Origin of the sequence: Corallococcus exercitus, assembly GCF_042231735.1 — a bacterium.
GTDB classification, from domain to species: Bacteria; Myxococcota; Myxococcia; order Myxococcales; family Myxococcaceae; genus Corallococcus; species Corallococcus exercitus_B.
Genome location: NZ_CP102577.1, coordinates 8182749 through 8203936, shown reverse-complemented (window position 1 = coordinate 8203936; position 21188 = coordinate 8182749). Strand labels below are relative to the sequence as shown.

The window sequence follows — 21188 nt, the reverse complement described above, 5'->3', positions numbered from 1 at the left end:
GCATCACGCCCGGCGCCTTCCTCCCCCCGTCCACCCCGGGAGGCTGTTATCCCCCTGCGCGTGGACCCCACCCAGACGAATCCATCCCTGCCCGCCCTCGCACGTGAGGCCGCCGAGGCTCCGGCCGCGGCCCGCCGCCAGCTTGAACGCTGCCGCGACACCTTCGCCTACCTGGGCGCTCGCCTGCGCCGCACGCCGCCCCGCTTCGTCGTCACCTGCGCCCGGGGCAGCTCCGACCATGCGGCCGTCTATGGCAAGTACCTCATCGAAACCACGCTGGGCCGTGCCGTGGCGTCCCTGGGCCCCAGCGTCGCGTCCGTCTACAACACGCGCTCGCTGGACCTGCGCGACGCGCTCTTCATCGCCGTCTCGCAGTCCGGGCAGAGCCCCGACCTGCTGCGCATGACCGAGGCCGCCCGCGCGGGGGGCGCCGTCGTGCTGGGCTTCATCAACGAAGAATCCTCGCCGTTGGCCTCGCTGTGCGACGTGCGCGTCCCGCTGTCCGCGGGCCCCGAGCACAGCGTCGCCGCCACCAAGTCCTATCTGCTCTCCGGGCTCGCCTTCCTCCAGCTCGTCGCGCACTGGTCGGACTCCGCGGAGCTGCACGATGCCGCTCGGCGGCTCCCGGACGCGCTGGAGGCCGCCGGGAAGCTCGACTGGTGGCCGGCGCTCGCGACGCTCAAGGAGGCCACCAGCCTCTACGTCGTCGGCCGGGGCAGCGGCCTGGGCGCCGCGCTGGAGATGGCCCTCAAGCTCAAGGAGACCTGCCGCATGCACGCCGAGGCCTTCAGCACGGCGGAGGTCCTTCATGGTCCGCTCGGGCTGGTGCGGCCGGGCTTCCCCGTGCTCGCGCTGGGACAGGAGGACAACGCCGCGCAGGGCACCCGAGACGTCGTGCAGCGCATGGTCGAGCTGGGCGCGAGCGTCCACACCGCCCTGCCCGTTCCCGGCGCGCAATCCCTGCCCACGCTGCCGGAGCTTCCCGCCGCGCTCGCGCCGCTGTGCCAGGTGCAGAGCTTCTACTTCGCGGTGCACCAGCTCGCGACAGCGCGCGGGTTGGATCCGGATGCCCCCGCGCACCTGCGCAAGGTCACGGAGACCGTGTGATGCCCACGCCCACCGTCCTTCAAGGCGCTCGCGTCTTCACCGGGGACCAGCTCCTCGAAGGCCACGCCGTCGTCCTCGAAGGGGACACCGTCCACGCCGTCGTCCCCTCTTCCGCGATCCCCACCCGCGCCACCGTGCACACGCTGCCCGGTGACACGCTGCTGGCTCCGGGCTTCGTGGACGTGCAGGTCAACGGCGCGGGGGGCGTGCTCTTCAACGACACGCCCACCGAGGAGGCCGCGCTCGCCATCGCCTCCGCCATGCGCGCGTGCGGCACCACGGGCCTGCTGCCCACCTTCATCACCGACGACGCCGCCCGCATGCGCGAGGCGTGCGAGGCCGCGCTCACCGCCACCTCGCGCCCTGACAGCGGCGTGCTCGGCATCCACCTGGAAGGCCCCTTCATCAGCCGCGAGCGCGCGGGCGTCCACGTGCCGTCATTCATCCGCACGCCCGACCCTCGCGACCTCGACTACCTCACCGCCCTGCCCCGCCGCTTCGCCGCGCACGGCGGCCGCGTGCTGATGACGCTCGCGCCCGAGTGCGTGGACGACGCCACCCTGCGCCGCCTCGCCACCGCCGGCGTGGTGCTCAGCGCGGGCCACACCGCCGCCACCAGCGAGCGCACCACCCAGGCCCTGCACGCGGGCGTGCGCGGCTTCACCCACCTGTTCAACGCCATGCCTCCGGTGATGAACCGCCAGCCCGGCCCCGTCGTCGCCGCGCTCACCCAGGACGACGCGTGGTGCGGCGTCATCGCGGACGGCGTGCACGTGCACGCGGACAACCTGCGCCTGCTCCTCAAGGTCAAACCGCCGGGCAAGGTGTTCCTCGTCACGGACGCCATGCCGCCCGTCGGCACGCCCGTCACGTCCTTCACCCTCCAGGGCCGCACCATCCTGCGCCGCCATGGCCGCCTGGAGACCGGGGACGGCACGCTCGCGGGCGCGGACATCGACCTCACGGCGGCGGTGCGCCACTGCGTCCACGCGCTCGGCGTGCCCGTGGAGGAGGCGCTGCGCATGGCCTCGCTCCACCCCGCCACGTTCATGGGCCTGCACGGCCACCGGGGCCGCATCGCGCCCGGACAGCGCGCGGACCTCGTGCTGCTGAAGCCGGACCTTTCCGTCCACAGCACATGGGTGGGCGGACAGGCGAAATCCAACACCCGCCATTAACCCGGAAAAATGGGTGCGTGACTCCTTCCGCGTGTACCGCAGGCGAGGAGAACACGAATGCGTCGTAGCAAGTGGATTGTGGGCCTGGTGGCGTCCGCGCTGACCGTCGCCGGTTGTGGCCAGGAGTCCTTCGCGCCCGAAGCCGAGGGCCCGGGCAGTGTGATGAAGGCGCCGCTGGACGCCGCGTGGGCCGTGGGCGTCGCCTACTCCGTGGGCACGCGCGTCACCTATGAAGGCCGCGTCTATCAGTGCCGTCAGGCCCACACGTCCCAGGCGGACTGGACGCCGACGGCCGTGGCGGCGCTGTGGCTCGACCTGGGCCCGGTGACGGGCGGCGGTGACACCACCGCGCCCGTCGTCTCCGCGTCGAGCAGCAAGACGAGCGTCACCGCCGCGGGCTCCATCACCGTCTCCGGCAGCGCCACCGACGACACGGGCGTGACGAAGATTGAAATCCTGGAGAACGGCACGCTCGTCGCCACCGCGTCGTCCTATACGCGCAGCTTCACGGGCTCCGGGCAGAACGGCACGTACACGTACACCGTGAAGGCCTACGACGCCGCCGGCAACGTGGGCACGAAGACGGTCACCGTCACCGTGGCCATCCCCTCCAACGGCGACGTCACCGCCCCCGTCGTCACCGCCAGCGCCAGCGCGTCGCGCATCACCGCCGCGGGCTCCTTCACCGTCTCCTCGAGCGCCACGGACAACGTGGGCGTGACGAAGATTGAAATCCTGGAGAACGGCACCCTCGTCGCCACCGCGGCGTCGTTCACCCGCGCCATCTCCACGTCCGCGCAGAACGGCACGTACACGTACACCGTGAACGCGTACGACGCGGCGGGCAACGTGGGCTCGAAGACCGTGAGCGTCGTGGTGGAGCTGCCCGTCACGCCTCCGCCTCCGGGCGGAAAGAAGATCGTCGGCTACTTCACCGCGTGGGGCATCTACGGCCGCAACTACCAGGTGTCCAACGTCCCGGCGTCGAAGCTCACGCACATCAACTACGCCTTCTCCAACATCTCCCCGGACGGCAAGTGCATCCTCGGGGATCCGTTCGCGGACATCGACAAGGGCTTCGGCTACCCCGGCGAGTGGGACCCCGGCGCGCTGCGCGGCAACTTCCGCGCGTTCAAGGAGCTGAAGAAGACGCACCCGAACCTCAAGCTGCTCATCTCCATTGGCGGCTGGTCCTGGTCCAAGTACTTCTCGCAGGTGGCGGCCACCGCCGCGGCGCGCACCGCGTTCGTGAAGTCCTGCGTGGACCTGTACGTGAAGGGCCAGTTCCCCGGCGTCACCCCGGCCAACGGCGTGGGCGTGTTCGACGGCATCGACGTGGACTGGGAGTACCCCACCGGCGGCGGCCTGCCGGACAACATCAGCAGCCCCGCGGACAAGGTGAACTACACCCTGCTCATGCAGGAGTTCCGCACCCAGCTGGCCGCCGTGACGGCGCAGACGGGCCAGCCCTACCTGCTCACCATCGCGTCGGGCGCGTCGCCGGACCTGCTCGCCAACAAGCAGGAGACCGTGAAGCTGGCCGGCATCCTCGATTGGATCAACGTGATGTCCTACGACTACCACGGCGCCTTCGAGAGCACGGTCAACTTCCACTCCGCGCTCAACCGCGTGACGGGGGACCCGGGCGCCAACGACGGCTTCTACACGGACGGCTCCATCTCCAAGATGCTCCAGCTGGGCGTGCCCGCCTCCAAGATCGTCCTGGGCGTGCCCTTCTACGGGCGCGGCTGGGGCAACGTGCCCAACGTGAACAACGGCCTGTTCCAGTCCGGCGTCCCCACCAAGGGCACCTGGGATGACGGCCAGTCCGGGCTCACCGGCGTGTTCGACTACAAGGACCTCAAGGCCAACTACGAGCGCGCGGGCTCCGGCTACTCGAAGTTCTTCCACCCGGAGAGCAAGCAGGCCTACGTCTACAGCCCCACGACGAAGGTGTGGGTGGCCTACGACGACGTGCAGAGCATGAACGCCAAGTCGGACTACATCCTGGCCAAGGGCCTGGGCGGCGCGATGTTCTGGGAGCTGAGCGGCGACGACGGCGGCCTCGTCAACGCGCTCTACGGCAAGCTCCACTGACGCTCCCCCCAACGGGGACACACACACCGGGGCCGGCACGGGCATCCAAAGCCCGCGCCGGCCCTGTGCGTTTTCGCGCCCTGGCCTTCACGGGCCCACCCCGCCCCACACGGGTCCGGCATAGAGTGGGACGCGGATGGGTTGCCTGCCCGCCGTCCGGGGCCACATGCAGGGGAAGGCCGTGACGGGTCCGCCTGTTCACTGGCGTCATCGCCCCCTGCCTGCCCCCGGGCGCCGTCGAACTTCGAGGAGAACGGATGTCGCGTTTCACATCGCTGGCCGCACTTGTCGTGCTCACCTGCCCCGTGCTGGGGCTCGCGAAGCCGAACGCGGACGACCGGGCCCGCGAGTACGCGGCCGAGGCCGTCAAGGCCGCCAACTCGCCGCGCGGCGGCGCCGCCCTCCTGCGCATGCACGCGCTGGTGGATGACGTGGAGGACCTCACCCCGCTGGTGAGCACCTACCAGCAGATTGCCTCGCGCCGCACGTCGGACGTGAACACGCGCACCACCGCCCAAATCCTGCTCATGGACGCGGAGCGCTCGCGCGGCCGGATGGTGCGCGCCAACGAGGTCCGCCAGTGGCTGGGCTTCGTCAACGACTACTACGTCGTCGGCGGCTTCGAGAACGAGGGCAAGGCCGGCTGCGACACGGACTTCGGTCCGGAGGCCGCCAACCTGGACCTCACCGCGCGCTACCCCGGCGCGAAGGGCCACGAGGCCACCTGGCGCAAGCTGGCCGTCACGTCCGCGGACGGCTACGTGGACCTGGCCACCGCGGTGCGCCCCAACAAGGAGTCCGTGGCGTACGCGCTCACCTGGCTGGAGGTGCCGCAGGACACGCGCGTGGCGCTGGGCCTGGGCACCTCCGGCGGCTACCGCCTGTGGGTGAACGGGCAGCTGGCCTCCAAGGAGGACCGCTACAACCTGCCCCGCCCGGACCAGACGCGCGTGTCGGTGAAGCTCAAGAAGGGCCTCAACCGCGTGCTGGTGAAGGTGTGCCAGGAGTCCGGCCCGCTGGGCTTCTACCTGCGCTCGGAGACGGCCTCCGCCCGCGCCTCGCTGCCCGCCAAGGCCCCCGCCCTGGAGCGCATGCCCGCGCCCGCGCCGCAGCCCCTGCCCACCCTCACCTCCTCGCTGCGCGCGCTGGTGGAGAAGAACCCGGACGACGCGCAGCTGAGAGGCGACTACGCCCAGGTGCTCGCCTTCTTCCGCGCCTATGACGAGCGCGAGCACACCGCCAGCGCCGAGGCCGCGCTCGCGGCGGAGACCGCCCCCACCGACGCGCGGCTCCAGGTATTGGCCGCCAACACCCAGACGGACGACCTCAACGAGCGCCGCCGCTTCCTGGAGGCCGCCGTGAAGGCGGACCCCACCTACGCCCCCGCGCGCCTGGCGCTGGCGGACCACGAGATGGACCGCGGCCACCCGGAGCGCGTGCAGCCGCTGCTCGCCCCCATCCTGGAGGTGGAGGACGGCCGCAACGTGCCGGGCGCGCGGCTCCTGCTCGCCCGCGCGGCCGAGGCCCTGGGCGAGCGTGCCCGCGCGCACGCGCTGGTGGAGGAGGCCTTCCGCCAGCAGCCGCGCGTGCCCCGCGTGGTGCGCGTGGCCGCCGCGGCGTCCCGTCAGCTGGGCCGTGACCAGGAGGCCATGGACCGCATGCGCGTGGTGCTGGCGCTGCGCTACGACGACGCCAACACCCGCCGGCAGCTGGCCTCCATGCTCGCGGACGCGGGCAAGGTGGACGCCGCCGAGCGCGAGTACGCGAAGCTCACCGACCTGAACCCCTTCGACAACGGCAGCCGCGTGCGGCTGGCGGAGCTGAAGGCCGCCAACGGCGCCGTGGAGGAGGCCACCGCCCTCTTCACCGAGGCCAAGGCCCTCTCCCCGGACGAGCCGGAGGTCTACGAGCGCGAGGGCCGCGCGCTGCTCGCCGCCGGCCAGCGCGAGCCCGCCCTGGCCGCCTTCGAGCGGTCGCTCCAGCTGCGCCCGCAGAACCCCGGCCTCAAGGAGGCCCTGCGCACGCTCAAGGGCGAGTCCGAGAGCGCGGGCACCCAGTACCTCGTGGACGCGAAGCCCCTGTCCAAGGAGGCCGAGGGCTACGTGCACGAGGACGCCCTGTACCTCGTGGACAACACCTACGTGCGCGTGCAGAAGAGCGGCCTGTCCAGCCGCATGCAGCAGATGGTGGTGCGCGTGTTCAACCAGCGCGGCGTGGACGCGTTCCGCAGCGTGCCGGTGACGTACTCGCCGGACCGCCAGGAGGTGCGCGTGCTGCGCGCCCGCGTGACGAAGCCGGACGGCTCCGTGGTGGACAGCTACGGCGACGCGGACCGCAACATCAACGAGCCCTGGACGGGCATGTACTACGACGCCCGCGCGCGCATCCTGTCGTTCCCGTCGCTGGCCGCCGGTGACACGCTGGAGCTCACCTACCGCCTGGACGACACCGCGCAGGACAACCTCTTGTCGGACTACTGGGGCGACGTGGAGAGCGTGCAGGGCACCTATCCCAAGGTGCGCTTCCAGTACGTCGTGGACATGCCCAAGGAGCGGCCGCTGTACTGGAACAAGAGCCGCCTGGCGGGCGTGGAGCAGCTGCAGGAGGCGCCGGAGTCCGGCCGCACCGTGTACCGCTTCGGCGCGAAGCACGTCTCCAAGGTGGTGCCGGAGCCGGGCATGCCGGGCTGGGCGGAGGTCGCCCAGAACCTGCACATCTCCACGTACAAGACGTGGGACCAGGTGGGCCACTACTGGTGGGGCCTCGTGAGGGATCAGCTCCAGCCCAACGCGGAGCTGAAGGCCACCGTGGACCAGGTGCTCACCGGCGTGGACCGCAAGGACCAGCTGGCCGTCGTGCGCGCCATCTACTCCTTCGTCGTCACCAACACCCGCTACGTGGCGCTGGAGTTCGGCATCCACGGCTTCAAGCCGTACCGGGTGGACCGCGTGCTGGCCCGCCGCTTCGGTGACTGCAAGGACAAGGCGAGCCTCATCCACTCCATGCTGAAGGTGGCGGGCGTGGACAGCAAGCTGGTGCTGCTGCGCATGCGCAACCTGGGCGCGCTGGACGCGGAGCCCGCGTCGCTGGCGGCCTTCAACCACGCCATCGCGTACGTGCCGAAGTTCGACCTGTACCTGGACGGCACCGCGGAGTTCCACGGCGCCAAGGAGCTTCCGTCCGCGGACCGCGTGGCCAACGTGCTGGTGGTGGACCCCAACGGCACGAGCAACTTCCTCACCACGCCGGAGGCGAAGGCGGACGACAACAAGACGACGCTCGCCATGGACGTGGCGCTGCGCCCGGACGGCGGCGCGGACGTGAAGGGTGTCAGCAGCGTGTCCGGCCAGTCCGCGCCGGACTACCGCCGCGCCTACCGCCCGGAGTCCACGCGCAAGTCCACCTTCGAGCGCGCGTGGGCGCAGAGCTTCCCCGGCCTCACCGTGCGCGAGGTGAAGCTCAGCGACACCACCCGCCTGGACGACGACGTGACGCTCGACTTCACCATGGGCATCCCGCGCTACGCGGAGGTGCTGCCGGGCGGCAGCCTGCGCTTCCTGCCCTTCGGCACGGGGCGCACCTATCAGCAGGCGTACGCGTCGCTCGCCGAGCGCCGCTTCGACCTGGTGATGCAGAGCCCCTGGGTGAACACCTTCAAGCTGCGCTACACGCTGCCCGGCGGCTACACCGTCGCGGAGATGCCCCAGGCCGTGGAGGAGACGACGAAGTTCGGCCACGTGAAGTTGAGCTACCGCGTGGAGAACGGCGCGCTCGTCGCCGACGGCGAGGTGGCCCTCTCCGTCGCCCGCATCAAGGCGGATGAGTACCCGCAGTTCCGTGAGTTCCTGGGCCGCGTGGACCGCGCCTTCGGCCGCCGCATCCTGCTGCAGGGGCCGGGGCAGAAGACGGCTTCGCGGTAATCGCGGACACTCGCGGCGTCTGTCTGACGCCGCTTCGCACGGAGGGCTTGACCCGGACGCGGCCCTCCGTGTTCAAGCAGGTGCATGCACCGTGCACGCGCGCTCGTCCTTGGCTGCCTGCTGGTGGCGGGGGCCGCCACCGCCGCTCCCGTCGTCCAGCTTCCCGAAGGCGGGCGGGCGGTGGAGGTCATCCCCAAGGGCGTGCTGTGCGGCCCGGTGCGCGGCGGCTGGGTGCTGGGCCCCGAGGGCCGCATGCTCAAGCCGCCCACGCGCGCGGATGACGCCACCCGCACGCTGGAGCTGAAGGTCGCCGCGGACGAGGCCGCCTGCGCCACGGCCACCGACACCGTGGTGGTGGTGGCCACCGGGCCCTTCCCGCGCATCGACAGTGCCTCCACCACGTTCTACCCGGACGACGGGCGGCTGGAGCTCAAGGGCACCGGCCTGAAGAACGTGTCCATCGCCTGGTCCGGGACGCCCCGGGGCGCGGATCCGAAGACGACGACGCTGGACGGCCAGGACGTCTGCCTGGAGCCCAACAGCCCCTCCGAGTGCGCCGTCCCGGTGACGCCCGGCCTGCCCACGGACGCGACGCTGTCGTGGGTGCCCGCGTTCGGCCGCAGGGGCGCGGACGTGACGACGTACGACGCCAACGGGCGCTTCCTGGACGACGAATACTTCCGCCTGCGCCCCGGCCGCACCGTGCTCACGCGCCCCCTGGTGCAGTCCTCCGGCGTGGACCTGTCCAAGGGCCCCGGCTACGCGGCGGTGACGCACTCGGAGGCCATCGCCTCCGTGGACTGCGGCACCGCGCGCTGCGAGGTGACCGAGGGCGCCGTGTCCATCCGCAACGTGCCGGGCTTGAACCCCACGGTGACGCTGCGCCTCAGGCTGGTGCCGCGCGTGTTCTTCGCGAAGGGGGACGCGCTGGAGACGTCCGTGGCGGAGACGCTGCCCGTGCTCGCGTGCCCGCTGTCCGCGGTGGAGGGCACGGTGCTGCGCGACGCGGAGGACTCCGGGCTGGTGATGCGCCTGGACGCGGCCTGCGCGCACGACCCGCGCGGCCTCTTGTGGACGGTGAACGGCGCGCGCGTGCGCGTGGAGCGCGTGGTGAAGGCGCAGGACGGCACCTACGTGCTGTTGCGCACCAGCGGCACCAACGAGCCGCAGGTGACCGTCACGGCCATCACGTCGCGCGTGGACGGCACGGTGGTGGCGTCGGAGACGGCGGACACGCGGCCCGTGCCGGACCCTCGCGCGACGCTGGAGCTGCCCGGCCACGGCACCATCGACTTCGTGCCCACCAACCGCCCGGCCGAGGTGACGGTGGCGTCCAACGGCGGCCTGGGCCGCTTCGTGCTGCGCCCGCTGGGCGGCGCGTACACCGTGACGACGCGCGAGTCCGCCACGCTCATCCAGGGCGAGGCCACCGCGGGCGGCTTCGTGTCGCTGCGCTTCGGCTACCGGCTGCCCACGCTGCCGGCGGAGCTGGCCACGTCCGACCTGTTCCTCACCAACGAGCGCGTGCAGCGCGCGGTGCGCGAGGCCAGCGTGCCCACCAACGTGGAGAACCTGGTGGAGTTCCTCTGCGCGGACAAGGAGGGCAACGACGAGAAGCTCTCCCCCAGCCGCCCGCACCGGGTGGACTACGCCATGCGCAACACCTGTCGCGTGGTCATCCACCGCGAGCGCCTCACGCCGGAGGAGGGCAACCAGGAAATCACCCTGCGCATCACCGTGACGAAGTCCGACGGCTCCACGCGCGGCGAGAGCAGCGTGGACCAGCGCCTGTTCCTGCGCCCCAAGGGCGAGGTGCGCGTCATCCCCGTGCAGGGCAACCTGGGCCAGTACGACCGCATCCTCGTGCAGGTGTCGCACGTCGCGGACGAGTCCCGCTACGCCCTCTCCACGGTGGACCGCACGGGCCTGCCGTCCGCGCAGTGGACCGCCATCGTGCGCGGCGGCATGTTCCGCCTCTACACCATGGCCACCATCCCCGCGGGCCTCTACCGCGCGACGCAGCCCTCGGGACAGCTGGCCATCAACTTCGGCGTGCTGTCGCGTCTGGCGCTGCTCAACAACGAGGGCCAGGAGCGCCTGCTGGGCATCGAGATGGGCCTGATGGGCCTGGGCCTGGTGCCGCAGTCCGGGGACATCCAGTTCCCTCCCACGCTCGCCGTCGTCATGGGGCTGGGCCTGCGCGTGCCCATCGGGCCGGGCGCGGCGGTGGGCGCGCAGGCGTGGATTGCCCGCGAGTTCCGGGGCGACATCACCCGGCGCACCAACGGAGCCCCGGGCACCGACACCGTGGTGCCCTCCAGCAAGTGGTCCTTCATCTTCGGACCCAGCATCTCCGTGGGCAACGTGGGCTTCAATCTCTGAAGCCCACGCCTCGCCCCGGCTACTCCTTCCCCAGCAGCGCCTTCAAGAACCGCCGCACCTCCGGCGGCCCCTCCACGCGGTAGCCCGCGCGCGTGTGCTTGTTGCCCGCGTGCACGGCGATGCCGCCCGGGGGCACCGCCGCGAAGAGGTCCTCGTCGGTGACGTCGTCGCCCAGGGCCAGCACGCGCACGTCCGGCGCCTCCTCCTTCAGCACCTCCGGCACCACGCGGCCCTTGTTGACGCCCCGGGGCCGCACCTCCACCACCCGGTCTCCGGGCAGGATGTGCATGGGCTCCTGGGAGAACTGCTCGAAGAGCAGCAGGCGCAGCTCGCGCGCCTGGAGCGCGCCGAACTCCGCGTCCACCTTGCGGTAGTGCCACGCGAGCGACGCCGTCTTCTCCTCCACGAACGAGCCCGTCACCCGCGCCGCGAACGCGTCCAGCACGGGCTTCACCTTGGGCTTCCACTCGAAGGACACGCCCGGCAGCGCCTGCCACGGCTGGCCCCGCCGCATGCGCGACCACAGGCCGTGCTCCGCGTGCAGGCCCAGGGGCAGCTCACCGAACCACGCCTCCAGCGTCTCGCGCGGGCGGCCGCTCACGATGTGCACGGACAGGTCCGGACGGGCGCACAGCTCCTTCAGCAGCGTCATCAGCTCCGCGTCCGGCGCGGCCAGCTCCGGCGTGGACGCGAAGCCCACGAGCGTGCCGTCGTAGTCCAGGAACAGCACCTTGCGCCCCGGCCCCTTCAGCTTGTCCAGGGCAGCCATGCCGTCCGGCAAGGGCGGCTTCTCCGCCACGGAGGGCAGGCCCTGGAGCCGGTCCAGGAAGCTGGCCACCCACCAGTGCACGTCGCGCGCCTTCACGCCCGCGCGCAGGCAGCGCATGCGCGCCTGGCGCTCGGGCTGGGGCATCTCCAGCGCCTGCTCGATGGCGTCCGCCATGTCCTCGACGTCGTAGGGGTTCACCAGCAGCGCGTCGCGCATCTCCGACGCCGCGCCCGCGAACTCGCTGAGCACGAGCACGCCGTCCTCGTCCGGGCGGGCCGCGCAGAACTCCTTGGCCACCAGGTTCATGCCGTCGCGCACGGGCGTCACCAGCATCACGTCCGCGCCCCGGTAGAGGCTCACCAGCTGCTTCTCGTTGAGCGAGCGGTAGAGATAGTGCACGGGCGTGCTGTGCACGGTGCCGTAGAGGCCGTTGATGCGGCCTACCAGCTCGTCCACCGTCTCGCGGTATTCCGCGTAGGCCTGCACCTGCGTGCGGCTGGGGACGGCCACCTGGATGAAGCGCAGCCGCCCGCGCAGGGACGGGTCGCGCTCCAGCACGCGCTGCACCGCGAGCAGGCGCCGGGGAATGCCCTTGGTGTAGTCCAGCCGGTCGATGCCCACGAGCAGCCGCTCACCGCGGGCGCGCTCCTGCAGCGTCTTCACCTCGTCCAGCACCCCGGGCTCTCCCGCCAGCGTTTCGAAGGCGGCCGAGTCGATGCCCATGGGGAACGCGCCCACGCGCACCTCGCGCCCCTGGAAGAGGACGCGGTCGATGTCCGTGTCCAGTCCCAGGTGCCTCAGCAGCGTGCCGGAGAAGTGCCGCACGTAGCTCACCGTGTGGAAGCCGATGAGGTCCGCGCCCAGCAGCCCCTTGAGCAGCTCCACGCGCCGGGGCAGCGTGCTGAAGATTTCCGACGACGGGAACGGGATGTGGTGGAAGTAGCCGATGCGCGCCTGGGGCAGGCGCTCTCTCAGCATCCCGGGCACCAGCATGAGCTGGTAGTCGTGCACCCAGATGGTGTCGCCCGGCTGGTAGTGCTTCGCGGCCAGGTCGGCGAAGCGCTCGTTCGCCTTGCGGTAGGCGTCCCAGTCCCGGTCCTGCCGTGGGACGCGGTCCAGCATGTAGTGGCACAGCGGCCAGAGCACCCGGTTGGAGTAGCCCTCGTAGAAGCGGCTGACCTCGCTGGCGGAGAGGTACAGCGGCACGCAGCGCAGGTCCGACAGCTGCTTCTCCACCTGCGAGCGCTGGGCGTCCGTCAGCCGGGAGACATCCCCGGGCCAGCCGATCCACAGGCCTCCGGAGCGCTCGTGCGGGCGGCTGAGGCCGGTGGCGAGCCCTCCGGCGCTCCGCACCACGGAGACGGCATCCTTCTCCGCCTTGACGGTGACGGGGAGACGGTTCGAGACGAGCAGGAGTCGAGCCATAGACCCACTAGCTCTATTCACCCCCTGCGGAAATGGCTACCACCTTCCGTGCCGGGCCAACGGTTGCCGGCCCCTGCCCCGTCCGTGACCAGCCGAGCCGGGCCAGCAGCGCGGGCTCCTTGCCGGCCTTCCAGATGAAGGCGTCCAGCACGTAGTGCGTGGCCTGCGGCAGTGCAAGCAGCGGCACCACGAGCGCCAGCACATCGGACTCCAGGACAGGGCCAGTGTCGCCAAACAACACCGGGCGGTCGTGCCACACGAGCACGTCCCACAGCCCTTCCTCCAGCAGCGCCAGCACGCCCAGGAACAGCAGGAAGCCGGGCAGCCCCGCGCGCAGGAGCACGCCCATGCCGCCAAAGCCCCCTTCCGCGTGGCGCCCGCGCGCATAGCGGAACAGCAGCGCGAAGTACGGCACGCCGTGCAGCACCACGTTCATCACCGTGAAGGCGAAGTCGTTCCGCGCGAGCACGATGCCGCCAAACCACGCCACCCACGTGGCCACCACCAGCAGCACCTTGCCGGCCTGCACGCCTTCCCCCAGCGCGATGCGCAGGGCCTGGAAGCCCGCCCACAGCGTGAGCACCGCCGCGTGCGCGCCCAGCGCCACGGTGCCTGCCCACGCGGGGAGCCCGGCGAGGAAGTCGTTCTCCACGAACCACCAGAAGGCGCGGGGCAGGTTCGCGTGCCACCAGATGACGGGGCCCAGGGTGGCTGCATAGACGGCGGCCGCGTCCAGGCGCCGCTCGAAGGCGGACACGCGCGCCTTGCGGTCGTAGAGCGCCACCCAGCCGTACTGCTGGCGGATGAAGTGGAACAGCGCCACGTACGCGAACAGGCTCCAGAACGCGCCGGGCGAGGCCATGTACGCGAAGACGCCCACCGCGTACGCGGCGAGCGGCGCGCCGACGTAGAGGCCCGGGCGGCGCGACACCTCCTCGCCGTCCAGGTACGTGCGGAACAGCGTGGACCAGACGTGCGCCACGTCCACGCCCACCACGAACAGCAGCCACGCCCACGCGGGCGTGTCCCCCACCGCCCCCAGCCACGGCGCGGCCAGCACGAAGGCCACGGACACGAGCGCGCTGCCGGCGAACACGGAGAGGTCCACGCCACGGCCGAACAGCCAGGCCTGCGCGGGCGAGAGGAGACGGGGCATCGGAAGGGGAGGATAGCAAACCTCCACGGCCGCCCTCGAAGCCCCAGGGGGATCACGCGAGGTCCGCTCAAGCAGGTCGCCAGAAGCGCGTGGACAAACGCCGTGCCCCGAAGCGCTGCGAGGACGCACGCCTCGCGGAGCGCAGCGGTGAGCCGCGACGATGCGCATGCGCGGACGCCAAGGCAGGCCCACGGACAGAGGCGCGCTGGCGGGGAGCGCTTTCGCCAAACCTGTCCGACAGTCGGACAGGTTCGCGCTGCATGGGGCCCGGGGCCGCACCGGCACGGGAGGACATGAGGACGGTGTGCCCACGCGTCCATGTCAGACCCCTCTGGTTGGATGCGCGAGGCTGGGACGAGGAGGACGGTGATGGTGCGGGTGGGGCTCGTGGCGTACGTGGAGGAGCAACTCGAGCGAGAGATTTCGCTGGGGAGGCTGCCGAGGAACGGCCAGATTGGCTCGGAGCAGGTGCTGGCGCGTCGCTATGGGGTGAGCCGAGGCACCGTGCGCGAAGCGCTGCGGCGGCTGGCGGCGCGAGGCCTGGTGGTGCAGCGTCCCGGCCGGGTGACGCGTGCGGTGGCGCTGGATGAGTCACTGACGCTGGAGAACCTGGGCCTGGCGCTGCATGACGCGCGCTCCGAGGAATGCCGGCGGCTGCTGGAGGGCTTCTTCAGCCTCAAGCGGCAGGTGCTGGTGGAGCTGCTGGCGGACTGCTGCGCGAGTGCCTCCGAGCGGGACGTGAGCCTGCTGGAGGACACCTGCTACAGGCTCTCGGACGCGGCGCACTGGAACCCCGGGGCACGGTGCGCGCAGCTGGAATTCGAGTTGCTGCGGCTGGCGGCCCAGGCGGCGTCACGTCCAGGGCACCTGCTCCTCATTCAGTCACTGCAACGGGCCCTGAGAGGCAACGCGGCCCGGCTGTTGTCCTTCATGGGCGGCGAATCCCTGCGCCAGTGGGCCCTGTGCGCGATGCACGCCCTGAGCGAGCGCGACGCGCAGGCACTTCAGCACCAGCTGCCGGCGTTGCTGAAGGCGTGCGATGAGCGCGTACTGGAGTCCTTCGCCCCCGTCCTCCAGGAACATGTGTCCCCCGAGGCCTTCCGCGCCGACGACTGCCTTCTCGAAGGCTCCGCGCCAGCCACCGTGCAGGACGATTCGCTGGAGGCACAGCCCTGCGTCGAGGAGAACGACCTCGGCGAACCTGGTGGGGAGTGCACCGGAGGGGACATGACGGCCGCGGCCCTGGGCAACCTGCCCGACTGTGGGACAGGTTCGGATGCTTCGTCAGCGGAGGACGGCCCCCGGCCCGAGACTCCACCCTCCGGTTCCCTCGGGCCAACCCGCGTGGTGGAGGGCAAGGATGACGAACCCCTTCACAGCCCCCCAGGCCCCCTCCCACCCGATTGGATTTCACCCGCCCCCACCACCAGCACGGCCTCCGGTGTCGCGGAGGGTGTTTCAAGAATAAACGAGAAGTGAGACCCGGACATGCTGCTGGTGCGCATGGGAGGGCGCCCTCTCCCCACCTGCCACGACAGGCCGGAGGGGGCACCCTCGCATGCGGTTTTCCACGGGGGTCCGCACCTACCAGTGGCTTTCTGCCTGGTCAGAAAATGCGACCGGTAGCGGCCCGGCGGACAGCCGCCGTGGAATCTTCCTGAGACAAAGGTGCGCGTCAAAGACAACAACCTGACACGTGTGACTAACTTGCAAGGATATTCGTATTGGGCGTTATCATGGATAACGACACACAGACGCAGGGCCCAAGCGAGGAGGCTGTCATGTCCGGAACGGCGATGATGAATGGCCTGGTGCACACCGCGGACCTCGAGTGGAAGCCGCTCGGTCCTGGAACGTCCTACCGCCTGCTGCGCGTGAGCGCGGAGACGGGCGTGTGGAGCGCCATCCTGAAGATGGAGAAGGGCGCCGTCTTCGCGCCGCACAAGCACCTGGGCCCGGCGGAGATCTTCATCCTCTCCGGCTCGACGCAGGACCGCTACGGCACCACCCGCCCGGGCGACTACGAGTTCGAGCCGCTGGGCGCCGAGCACCCCGCCACCACGGCGCTGGAGGAGTCGCTCATCCACTTCACCGCGCACGGCCCCATCGCGTTCCACGACGACAAGGGCCGCATCGTGATGCTGCTGGACTCGGAGTTCTTCCTGAAGGAGCAGCAGCAGGAGCCGCAGTACAGCATCAAGAAGGCGGCCTGACGGACCGCCTTGCTGTGTTTCATCCGTCGGGTGTCTGACATTGACACCCGACGTCAGGGCAGGCGGCCAGGCCTCAGGCCGCCTCCAGCAGGCGCAGGAAGGCCCGGGCGGCGTCGGCGTCACTGATGCGCCCCAGCCCCTCGCTCACCTGCAGCTCCGTGGACACGACGCCGGGCACGCGCGTCTGTCCGAAGCCTCCCGCCACCCAGACGCGGTCCTCGCGCGCGATGCGGTCCCGCTGGCGGTTGTAGGCCTGGGGTGAGCCCCGCAGGAACACATGGAACATGTTCGTCTGCACCGGCTGCGGCAGCACGGTGACGCGCGAGTCCGCCGCCAGGAGCGCGGTGAGCGCCTTGGCGCGCTTCACGTAGCCGGGGATGGCGGCCAGCGCCGCGTCGAAGCGCATGGCGGCGGAGGCCACCAGCGGGGCCAGGTGGTACAGGTTGCCGCCGTGCCGGTGGCGCCACACGCGCGACTCCTTGATGAAGTCGCGGTTGCCCACCAGCATGGCGCCGCCGATGCCGCCCACCATCTTGTAGAAGGACACGTAGACGGAGTCGAAGCCCTTGCAGATGTCCGCGTAGGGGCGGCCGTAGAAGGGCTGGCTCTCCCAGAGCCGCGCACCGTCCATGTGCAGCTTCACCTTCTTGTCGCGGCAGGTGCGCTTGAGCTCCTGGAGCTGCTCCCACGTCTGGAGCTGCCCGCCCAGCCAGCGCACCGGCAGCTCCACGCTGACGGAGCCCAGCACGTCGGGGGACCGGGCCACGTCCTCCGCCAGGAGCGGCCGCGTCCACGGGCCCAGGTTCACGGTGCGCAGCTGGTGCAGCACGGAGTACGCGTCGTCCTCGTGCAGCACGTGGTGCGACGACGGGTGCACGCCCACGGTGCGCACGTTGCTCGCGTCCGCGTAGATGCGCAGCGCGATGAGCTGCGCCATGGTGCCCGTGGGCATGAAGCACGCGTCCTCGAAGCCCAGCAGGTCCGCCACCTTCTTCTCGAAGGCCTGCACGAAGTCGCCGTTGCCGTAGACGTCGCTGGACAGCTTCTGGCGCTGCATCCACTCGCCGATGCGCGCGTACTCCGCGCCGTCGTCGGACGTGGAGCGCACCGGCAGGGACGCGGTGCAGGACTCGCGCAGCTTCTCGTACTCGGCGGGCGAAGGCGCCGGAGCGGCCCCCTTGGGCCCCGCGACCCCTGCGTCCGTCGCGGGGACTCCGGTGAGCCCCGGCGACTTCACGGTGCGCAGGGAGGGCGTGCCCCCGTCGGGAGCCGCGTGGCCCCGTCCCGGGAACAGCGTGGAGCCCGCGAGCAGGCTGGTGAGTGCGAGGAACTCCGACCGGCTGAAGCGACTGTCCTTCATGTGCCCTTCCCTCCCGCTTCCGGTGGCTACAACCAACTGGCGCTCGTGCGCCCCATTCCCGCCAGGGCCCGCTCCGCGGCCTGTACGCCGAACCAGTTGGCCTCCTCGAAGAGGGCCATGCCGCCCAGGTCCGTGTGCGCGAAGTGCAGGTGACGCCCCAGGCTCTGTTGCGCGGCGCGGCGCGCGTCTCCCCAGAGGAAGCCCGGCTGGGGCCGCACCATGGCGTGGCCCCAGCGCTGCACCTCCAGCCGCTGCGCGAGCGCGCCCACCCCGGGGTGCGCGGGCAACAGGTCCGCCATCACCAGCGCCTCCCAGTCCCCGTACGTCGCGGAGAGGGCCTTATTGCGCTCCGCCTTCACGTCCTCGCCGGCCATGGGCAGGTACCAGGTGAGCACCGTGGGCCCGCGCGCGTCCTGGCGCAGCGACTGGTGCGTGGCCACCACGTAGCCCAGGCTCTGGCTCTCATAGAAGACGTTGTCCCAGGCCAGCGGGAAGCCCCGCGACACCGGCGGCGCCGACACCGTCAGGTTCGCCACCACCCACGGGCTGTAGGCGAAGGCGTCCAGCCACGCGGGCCGCTCCTCGCGCCACGGCGCCACCACGTGCGCGGCGACGAAGCGCGGACACGCCAGCACCACCTGCCGGGCCTGGAAGGCCCTGGGCGCCCCGGTGCGAGCGTCCAGCGCGTGCACGCGGCAGCCGTCCTCCCCCGGCTCCACCGTGTGCACCAGCACCTGCGTCTCCAACTGGCGCGGGCCCAGCGACGACGACAGCTGCTTCACCAGCCGGCCGTTGCCCTCGGGCCAGGACAGGAAGCCGTCGCTGCGCTCGCCCTTTCCGTTCTGCCGCGCGGCGAAGTACCAGATGCCCGCCCAGGCGGAGACGTGCTCGGCGGTGGCGCCGTAGTCGTCGCGGCACGCGTAGTCCACGAACCACTTGAGCCGGGGCGAGCGGAAGCCCTCCGCTTCCATCCACCGCGCCATGCTCACCGCGTCCAGCGCGGTCCACTCCGCGTCGTCGCTGGAGAGCGCCACCGGCACCGCGAACGCCTTGCGCCCCTTCGCGTCGCGCGCGGCGGCGAAGGCGTTCATCCGCGCGTCGAAGCGCTCCAGCTCCGCCAGGTCCTCGGGGCTCGCGCCCGCGCGCAGGTACAGCCCCTCGTACCAGTGGCCCTTGTAGAAGACGCGCTCGTCGGGCTCCTGGATGAGCAGCTCCTCCGCGAACGACGGGTGGCCTTCCGCGTCCACGCCGGTGACGGCGTCCATCTCCCGCAGCAGGCGCATCACCGGCCCGCGGTCCTCCAGCGGCGACGGCAGGTAGTGCGCGCCCCACGGGAACGCGGACACGCCGTTGCGGCCGGAGCGCGACGTGCCCCCGGCCTCCGCCTCCAGCTCCACCACGCGCACGTCCTTCACGCCCGCGGCGGACAGGCGCCACGCGGCGGACAGCCCGGCCGCGCCCGCGCCGACAATCAGCACGTCCACCGGCTCGAAGGCCTGTGCGCGCGGCAGCGGCCCACCCCGGAGCTTGTGGCCGGTGTCCACCGCCCGGTCCACGATGGCACCGGGCACCGCCGCGCGAGGAGCCTTGTGCCGCGTACAGGCGCTCGCCACGGAGGCGCCCAGGAACGCGGCCACCAGCTCGCGCCGCGTCAGTTCCACCGGCGCCATTCCTCTTCGTAGTAGTGCACCAGCACCTGGTTGTTCAGCCGGTTCACCTCCGCCGGCAGCGGCGCCATGTCCGGGGAGAAGCGCGTGAGCCCCTCCAGCGTGTCCTCGTCCAGGAACGCCAGCCCCTCCGGCAGCGGGCGGTGGCGGCCGGCCGGCTCCTGCGCCACCAGCACGTAGCCCCACTCCCCGAAGGACGGCACCAGCGCGTGGTACGGCTGCGTCCAGAAGCCCGCCGCCTTGAGCGTGGTCTCCACGCACCAGAACGAGCGCCGCGCGAACAGGGGGCTCGTGCTCTGGACGACCGCCACCCCGCCCGGCGCCAGGCGCTTCTTCAAGATTTTGTAGAAGCCCGTCGTGTACAGCTTCCCCAGCGCGAAGTTGTTGGGGTCCGGGAAGTCCACCACCACCACGTCCCAGCTGTTCGTGCTCTCGGCCAGGAACTGCATGGCGTCCGTGTTGATGACGCGCACCTTCGGGTGCGTCAGGGAGTGGTGGTTGAGCGCCGCCAGCTCCCCGTAGCCCGTGGCGAGCCCCGTGATGGCCGGGTCCAGGTCCACCAGCGTGACGGACTTCACCTCCGGATACTTCAGCACCTCGCGCGCCGCGAGCCCGTCCCCGCCGCCCAGGATGAGCACGTGCTCCACCTTCCGCGCGCGCACCATGGCCGGGTGCACCAGGGACTCGTGGTAGCGGTACTCGTCGATGCTGGCGAACTGGAGGTTGCCGTTGAGGAACAGCGAGAAGCCCCGCTTGCCGCGCGTGACGATGATGCGCTGGTAGGGGGAGCTCGTGGCGTGGACGACTTCATCCGCGTAGAGCTGGTCCTCGTAGAACGTGGTGAGCCGGTCCCCCATCGCGAAGCACACCAGCAGCCCCGCGCACAGCACCACCGCCTTGGCGCGCAGGCGCACGGGGTTGGCCAGCACGGGCGCGAGCAGCCACGTGCTCCACAGCCCCACGCCCGCGTTCAGGAGGCCGAAGAGGAGCGACGTGCGCACCAGGCCCAGCTTCGGCACCAGCAAGAGCGGGAAGGCCACGCTGGCGGCGAGCGCGCCCAGGTAGTCGAACGTCAGCACCTGGCTGACCAGGTCCTTGAACTTGAGCTGGTCCTGCAGGATGCGCAAGAGGAGGGGAATCTCCAGCCCCACCAGCGTGCCAATGGCCAGCACGCTGCCGTACAGCACCACGGGGAACACGCTGGTGAGCGTGAAGGTGAGAAACAGCATCGGCGCGCACAGCCCGCCGAGCAGGGCCACGGCCAGCTCAATCTCCACGAAGCGCTGGGCCACCCCGCGCTCCACGAAGCGCGACAGGTAGCTGCCAATGCCCATGGCGAAGAGGTAGCCGCCGATGACGGTGGAGAACTGGGTGATGCTGTCCCCCAGCAGGTAGCTGGCGAGCGTCCCGACGATGAGCTCGTAGATGAGCCCGCACGTCGCGATGACGAGGACGGTGAGAAAGAGCAGCGTCTTGTTCAAAGCGTCACGTCGTTCAGCCGCTGATGGCCGCCGCGATGATGATGGCCAGGCCCAGGATGAAGGAGCCGATGACGATGCCCAGCGCGACGTTCTGGTCGACTTCAATCTCCTTGTGCACGTCGTACGGCAAGATGAGGCGGATGACGTAGAAGCCGGCCACGAACACCACCAGGCCGATGAGCGAATAGATGACGCTCGCCAGCACTCCCTGCAGGGTGACCACCACTCCGAGCAGCAGCATCACTTGCCTCCCATGTATCCACCGGTCCACAGCAGCACGCCGCCAGGGCCGCGCTTCACGTCCCCGGTCACCCGCCCGCGCTCCTCGTCACTGAACGGAGCCCAGCCCGTATAGGTGGCCCACGCGTACGCCACGAGCACCAGTCCTCCCAGGTACCTCATCGTCCACCTCCCGGCCCGCGCGGGACCTCCG

Annotated in this window: 14 protein-coding genes; 7 read left to right on the top strand and 7 right to left on the bottom strand. The window is 71.0% G+C overall.

Annotated features, from left to right (window positions below; genetic code table 11):
- Positions 1-60: 60 nt before the first annotated feature.
- The 5 genes from NR792_RS32975 to NR792_RS32955 all read left to right on the top strand — a co-directional run bounded on the left by NR792_RS32975 (position 61) and on the right by NR792_RS32955 (position 10684).
- A complete protein-coding gene (locus NR792_RS32975; protein ID WP_375756679.1) occupies positions 61-1107 on the top strand; it encodes an SIS domain-containing protein in 1047 nt (348 codons plus the stop codon).
- Positions 1107-2285 carry an N-acetylglucosamine-6-phosphate deacetylase gene (gene nagA, locus NR792_RS32970; RefSeq protein WP_375756678.1) on the top strand — a complete coding sequence of 393 codons (1179 nt, stop codon included), beginning with the start codon at positions 1107-1109 and terminating at the stop codon, positions 2283-2285. The genes NR792_RS32975 and nagA overlap by 1 nt, the downstream gene beginning before the upstream one ends.
- A gap of 57 nt (positions 2286-2342) precedes the next feature.
- Complete coding sequence (locus tag NR792_RS32965) at positions 2343-4382, top strand: glycosyl hydrolase family 18 protein (protein WP_375756677.1); 2040 nt, start codon at positions 2343-2345, stop codon at positions 4380-4382.
- A gap of 257 nt (positions 4383-4639) precedes the next feature.
- Positions 4640-8302: a DUF3857 domain-containing protein gene (locus NR792_RS32960; RefSeq protein ID WP_375756676.1), complete on the top strand. Its 3663-nt coding sequence runs from the start codon at positions 4640-4642 to the stop codon at positions 8300-8302.
- An 84-nt stretch (positions 8303-8386) separates the two neighbouring features.
- The gene (locus NR792_RS32955) at positions 8387-10684 is read left to right on the top strand and encodes a hypothetical protein (protein ID WP_375756675.1); all 2298 of its coding nucleotides are present in this window, start codon (positions 8387-8389) and stop codon (positions 10682-10684) included.
- 19 nt (positions 10685-10703) lie between these two features.
- On the opposite strand, the gene NR792_RS32950 is transcribed toward NR792_RS32955, so the two are convergent.
- Positions 10704-12878 (bottom strand): bifunctional alpha,alpha-trehalose-phosphate synthase (UDP-forming)/trehalose-phosphatase, encoded by a 2175-nt coding sequence (locus tag NR792_RS32950; RefSeq protein ID WP_375756674.1) that lies wholly within the window; start codon positions 12876-12878, stop codon positions 10704-10706.
- 13 nt (positions 12879-12891) lie between these two features.
- Positions 12892-14034 (bottom strand): hypothetical protein, encoded by a 1143-nt coding sequence (locus tag NR792_RS32945; RefSeq protein WP_375756673.1) that lies wholly within the window; start codon positions 14032-14034, stop codon positions 12892-12894.
- A 369-nt stretch (positions 14035-14403) separates the two neighbouring features.
- Between NR792_RS32945 and NR792_RS32940 the strand changes: the two genes are divergently transcribed.
- Positions 14404-15513 (top strand): FadR/GntR family transcriptional regulator, encoded by a 1110-nt coding sequence (locus NR792_RS32940; protein ID WP_375756672.1) that lies wholly within the window; start codon positions 14404-14406, stop codon positions 15511-15513.
- Positions 15514-15815: 302 nt separating this feature from the next.
- Entirely contained in the window at positions 15816-16247 is a 432-nt protein-coding gene (locus NR792_RS32935) for a cupin domain-containing protein (protein ID WP_375756671.1), read from the top strand.
- Between the two features lie 73 nt (positions 16248-16320).
- Here the strand turns inward: NR792_RS32935 and NR792_RS32930 are convergent, their stop codons facing one another.
- Genes NR792_RS32930 through NR792_RS32910 form a run of 5 tightly spaced genes read right to left on the bottom strand, consistent with a single transcriptional unit; the run spans position 16321 to position 21157 of the window.
- Positions 16321-17607 (bottom strand): threonine aldolase family protein, encoded by a 1287-nt coding sequence (locus NR792_RS32930; protein ID WP_375756670.1) that lies wholly within the window; start codon positions 17605-17607, stop codon positions 16321-16323.
- A gap of 26 nt (positions 17608-17633) precedes the next feature.
- On the bottom strand, positions 17634-19277 hold the full coding sequence (locus tag NR792_RS32925) for an FAD-dependent oxidoreductase (protein ID WP_375756669.1): 1644 nt from the start codon (positions 19275-19277) through the stop codon (positions 17634-17636).
- Positions 19259-20755 (bottom strand): polyamine aminopropyltransferase, encoded by a 1497-nt coding sequence (locus NR792_RS32920; RefSeq protein WP_375756668.1) that lies wholly within the window; start codon positions 20753-20755, stop codon positions 19259-19261. Before NR792_RS32920 ends, NR792_RS32925 begins: the two co-directional genes overlap by 19 nt.
- Before the next feature lie 13 nt (positions 20756-20768).
- The gene (locus NR792_RS32915) at positions 20769-20996 is read right to left on the bottom strand and encodes a DUF350 domain-containing protein (RefSeq protein WP_338274501.1); all 228 of its coding nucleotides are present in this window, start codon (positions 20994-20996) and stop codon (positions 20769-20771) included.
- Complete coding sequence (locus NR792_RS32910) at positions 20996-21157, bottom strand: hypothetical protein (RefSeq protein ID WP_375756667.1); 162 nt, start codon at positions 21155-21157, stop codon at positions 20996-20998. The genes NR792_RS32915 and NR792_RS32910 overlap by 1 nt, the downstream gene beginning before the upstream one ends.
- Positions 21158-21188: the final 31 nt, after the last annotated feature.

Excerpts from the sequence above, each read along its gene's own strand:
- NR792_RS32935 (WP_375756671.1), top strand. The coding sequence starts at position 15,816 with ATGTCCGGAACGGCGATGATGAATGGCCTGGTGCACACCGCGGACCTC.
- nagA (WP_375756678.1), top strand. The coding sequence starts at position 1,107 with ATGCCCACGCCCACCGTCCTTCAAGGCGCTCGCGTCTTCACCGGGGAC.
- NR792_RS32950 (WP_375756674.1), bottom strand. The coding sequence starts at position 12,878 with ATGGCTCGACTCCTGCTCGTCTCGAACCGTCTCCCCGTCACCGTCAAG.
- NR792_RS32930 (WP_375756670.1), bottom strand. The coding sequence starts at position 17,607 with ATGAAGGACAGTCGCTTCAGCCGGTCGGAGTTCCTCGCACTCACCAGC.
- NR792_RS32945 (WP_375756673.1), bottom strand. The coding sequence starts at position 14,034 with ATGCCCCGTCTCCTCTCGCCCGCGCAGGCCTGGCTGTTCGGCCGTGGC.
- NR792_RS32940 (WP_375756672.1), top strand. The coding sequence starts at position 14,404 with ATGGTGCGGGTGGGGCTCGTGGCGTACGTGGAGGAGCAACTCGAGCGA.
- NR792_RS32960 (WP_375756676.1), top strand. The coding sequence starts at position 4,640 with ATGTCGCGTTTCACATCGCTGGCCGCACTTGTCGTGCTCACCTGCCCC.
- NR792_RS32915 (WP_338274501.1), bottom strand. The coding sequence starts at position 20,996 with ATGCTGCTGCTCGGAGTGGTGGTCACCCTGCAGGGAGTGCTGGCGAGC.
- NR792_RS32965 (WP_375756677.1), top strand. The coding sequence starts at position 2,343 with ATGCGTCGTAGCAAGTGGATTGTGGGCCTGGTGGCGTCCGCGCTGACC.
- NR792_RS32910 (WP_375756667.1), bottom strand. The coding sequence starts at position 21,157 with ATGAGGTACCTGGGAGGACTGGTGCTCGTGGCGTACGCGTGGGCCACC.
- NR792_RS32925 (WP_375756669.1), bottom strand. The coding sequence starts at position 19,277 with ATGGCGCCGGTGGAACTGACGCGGCGCGAGCTGGTGGCCGCGTTCCTG.
- NR792_RS32955 (WP_375756675.1), top strand. The coding sequence starts at position 8,387 with ATGCACCGTGCACGCGCGCTCGTCCTTGGCTGCCTGCTGGTGGCGGGG.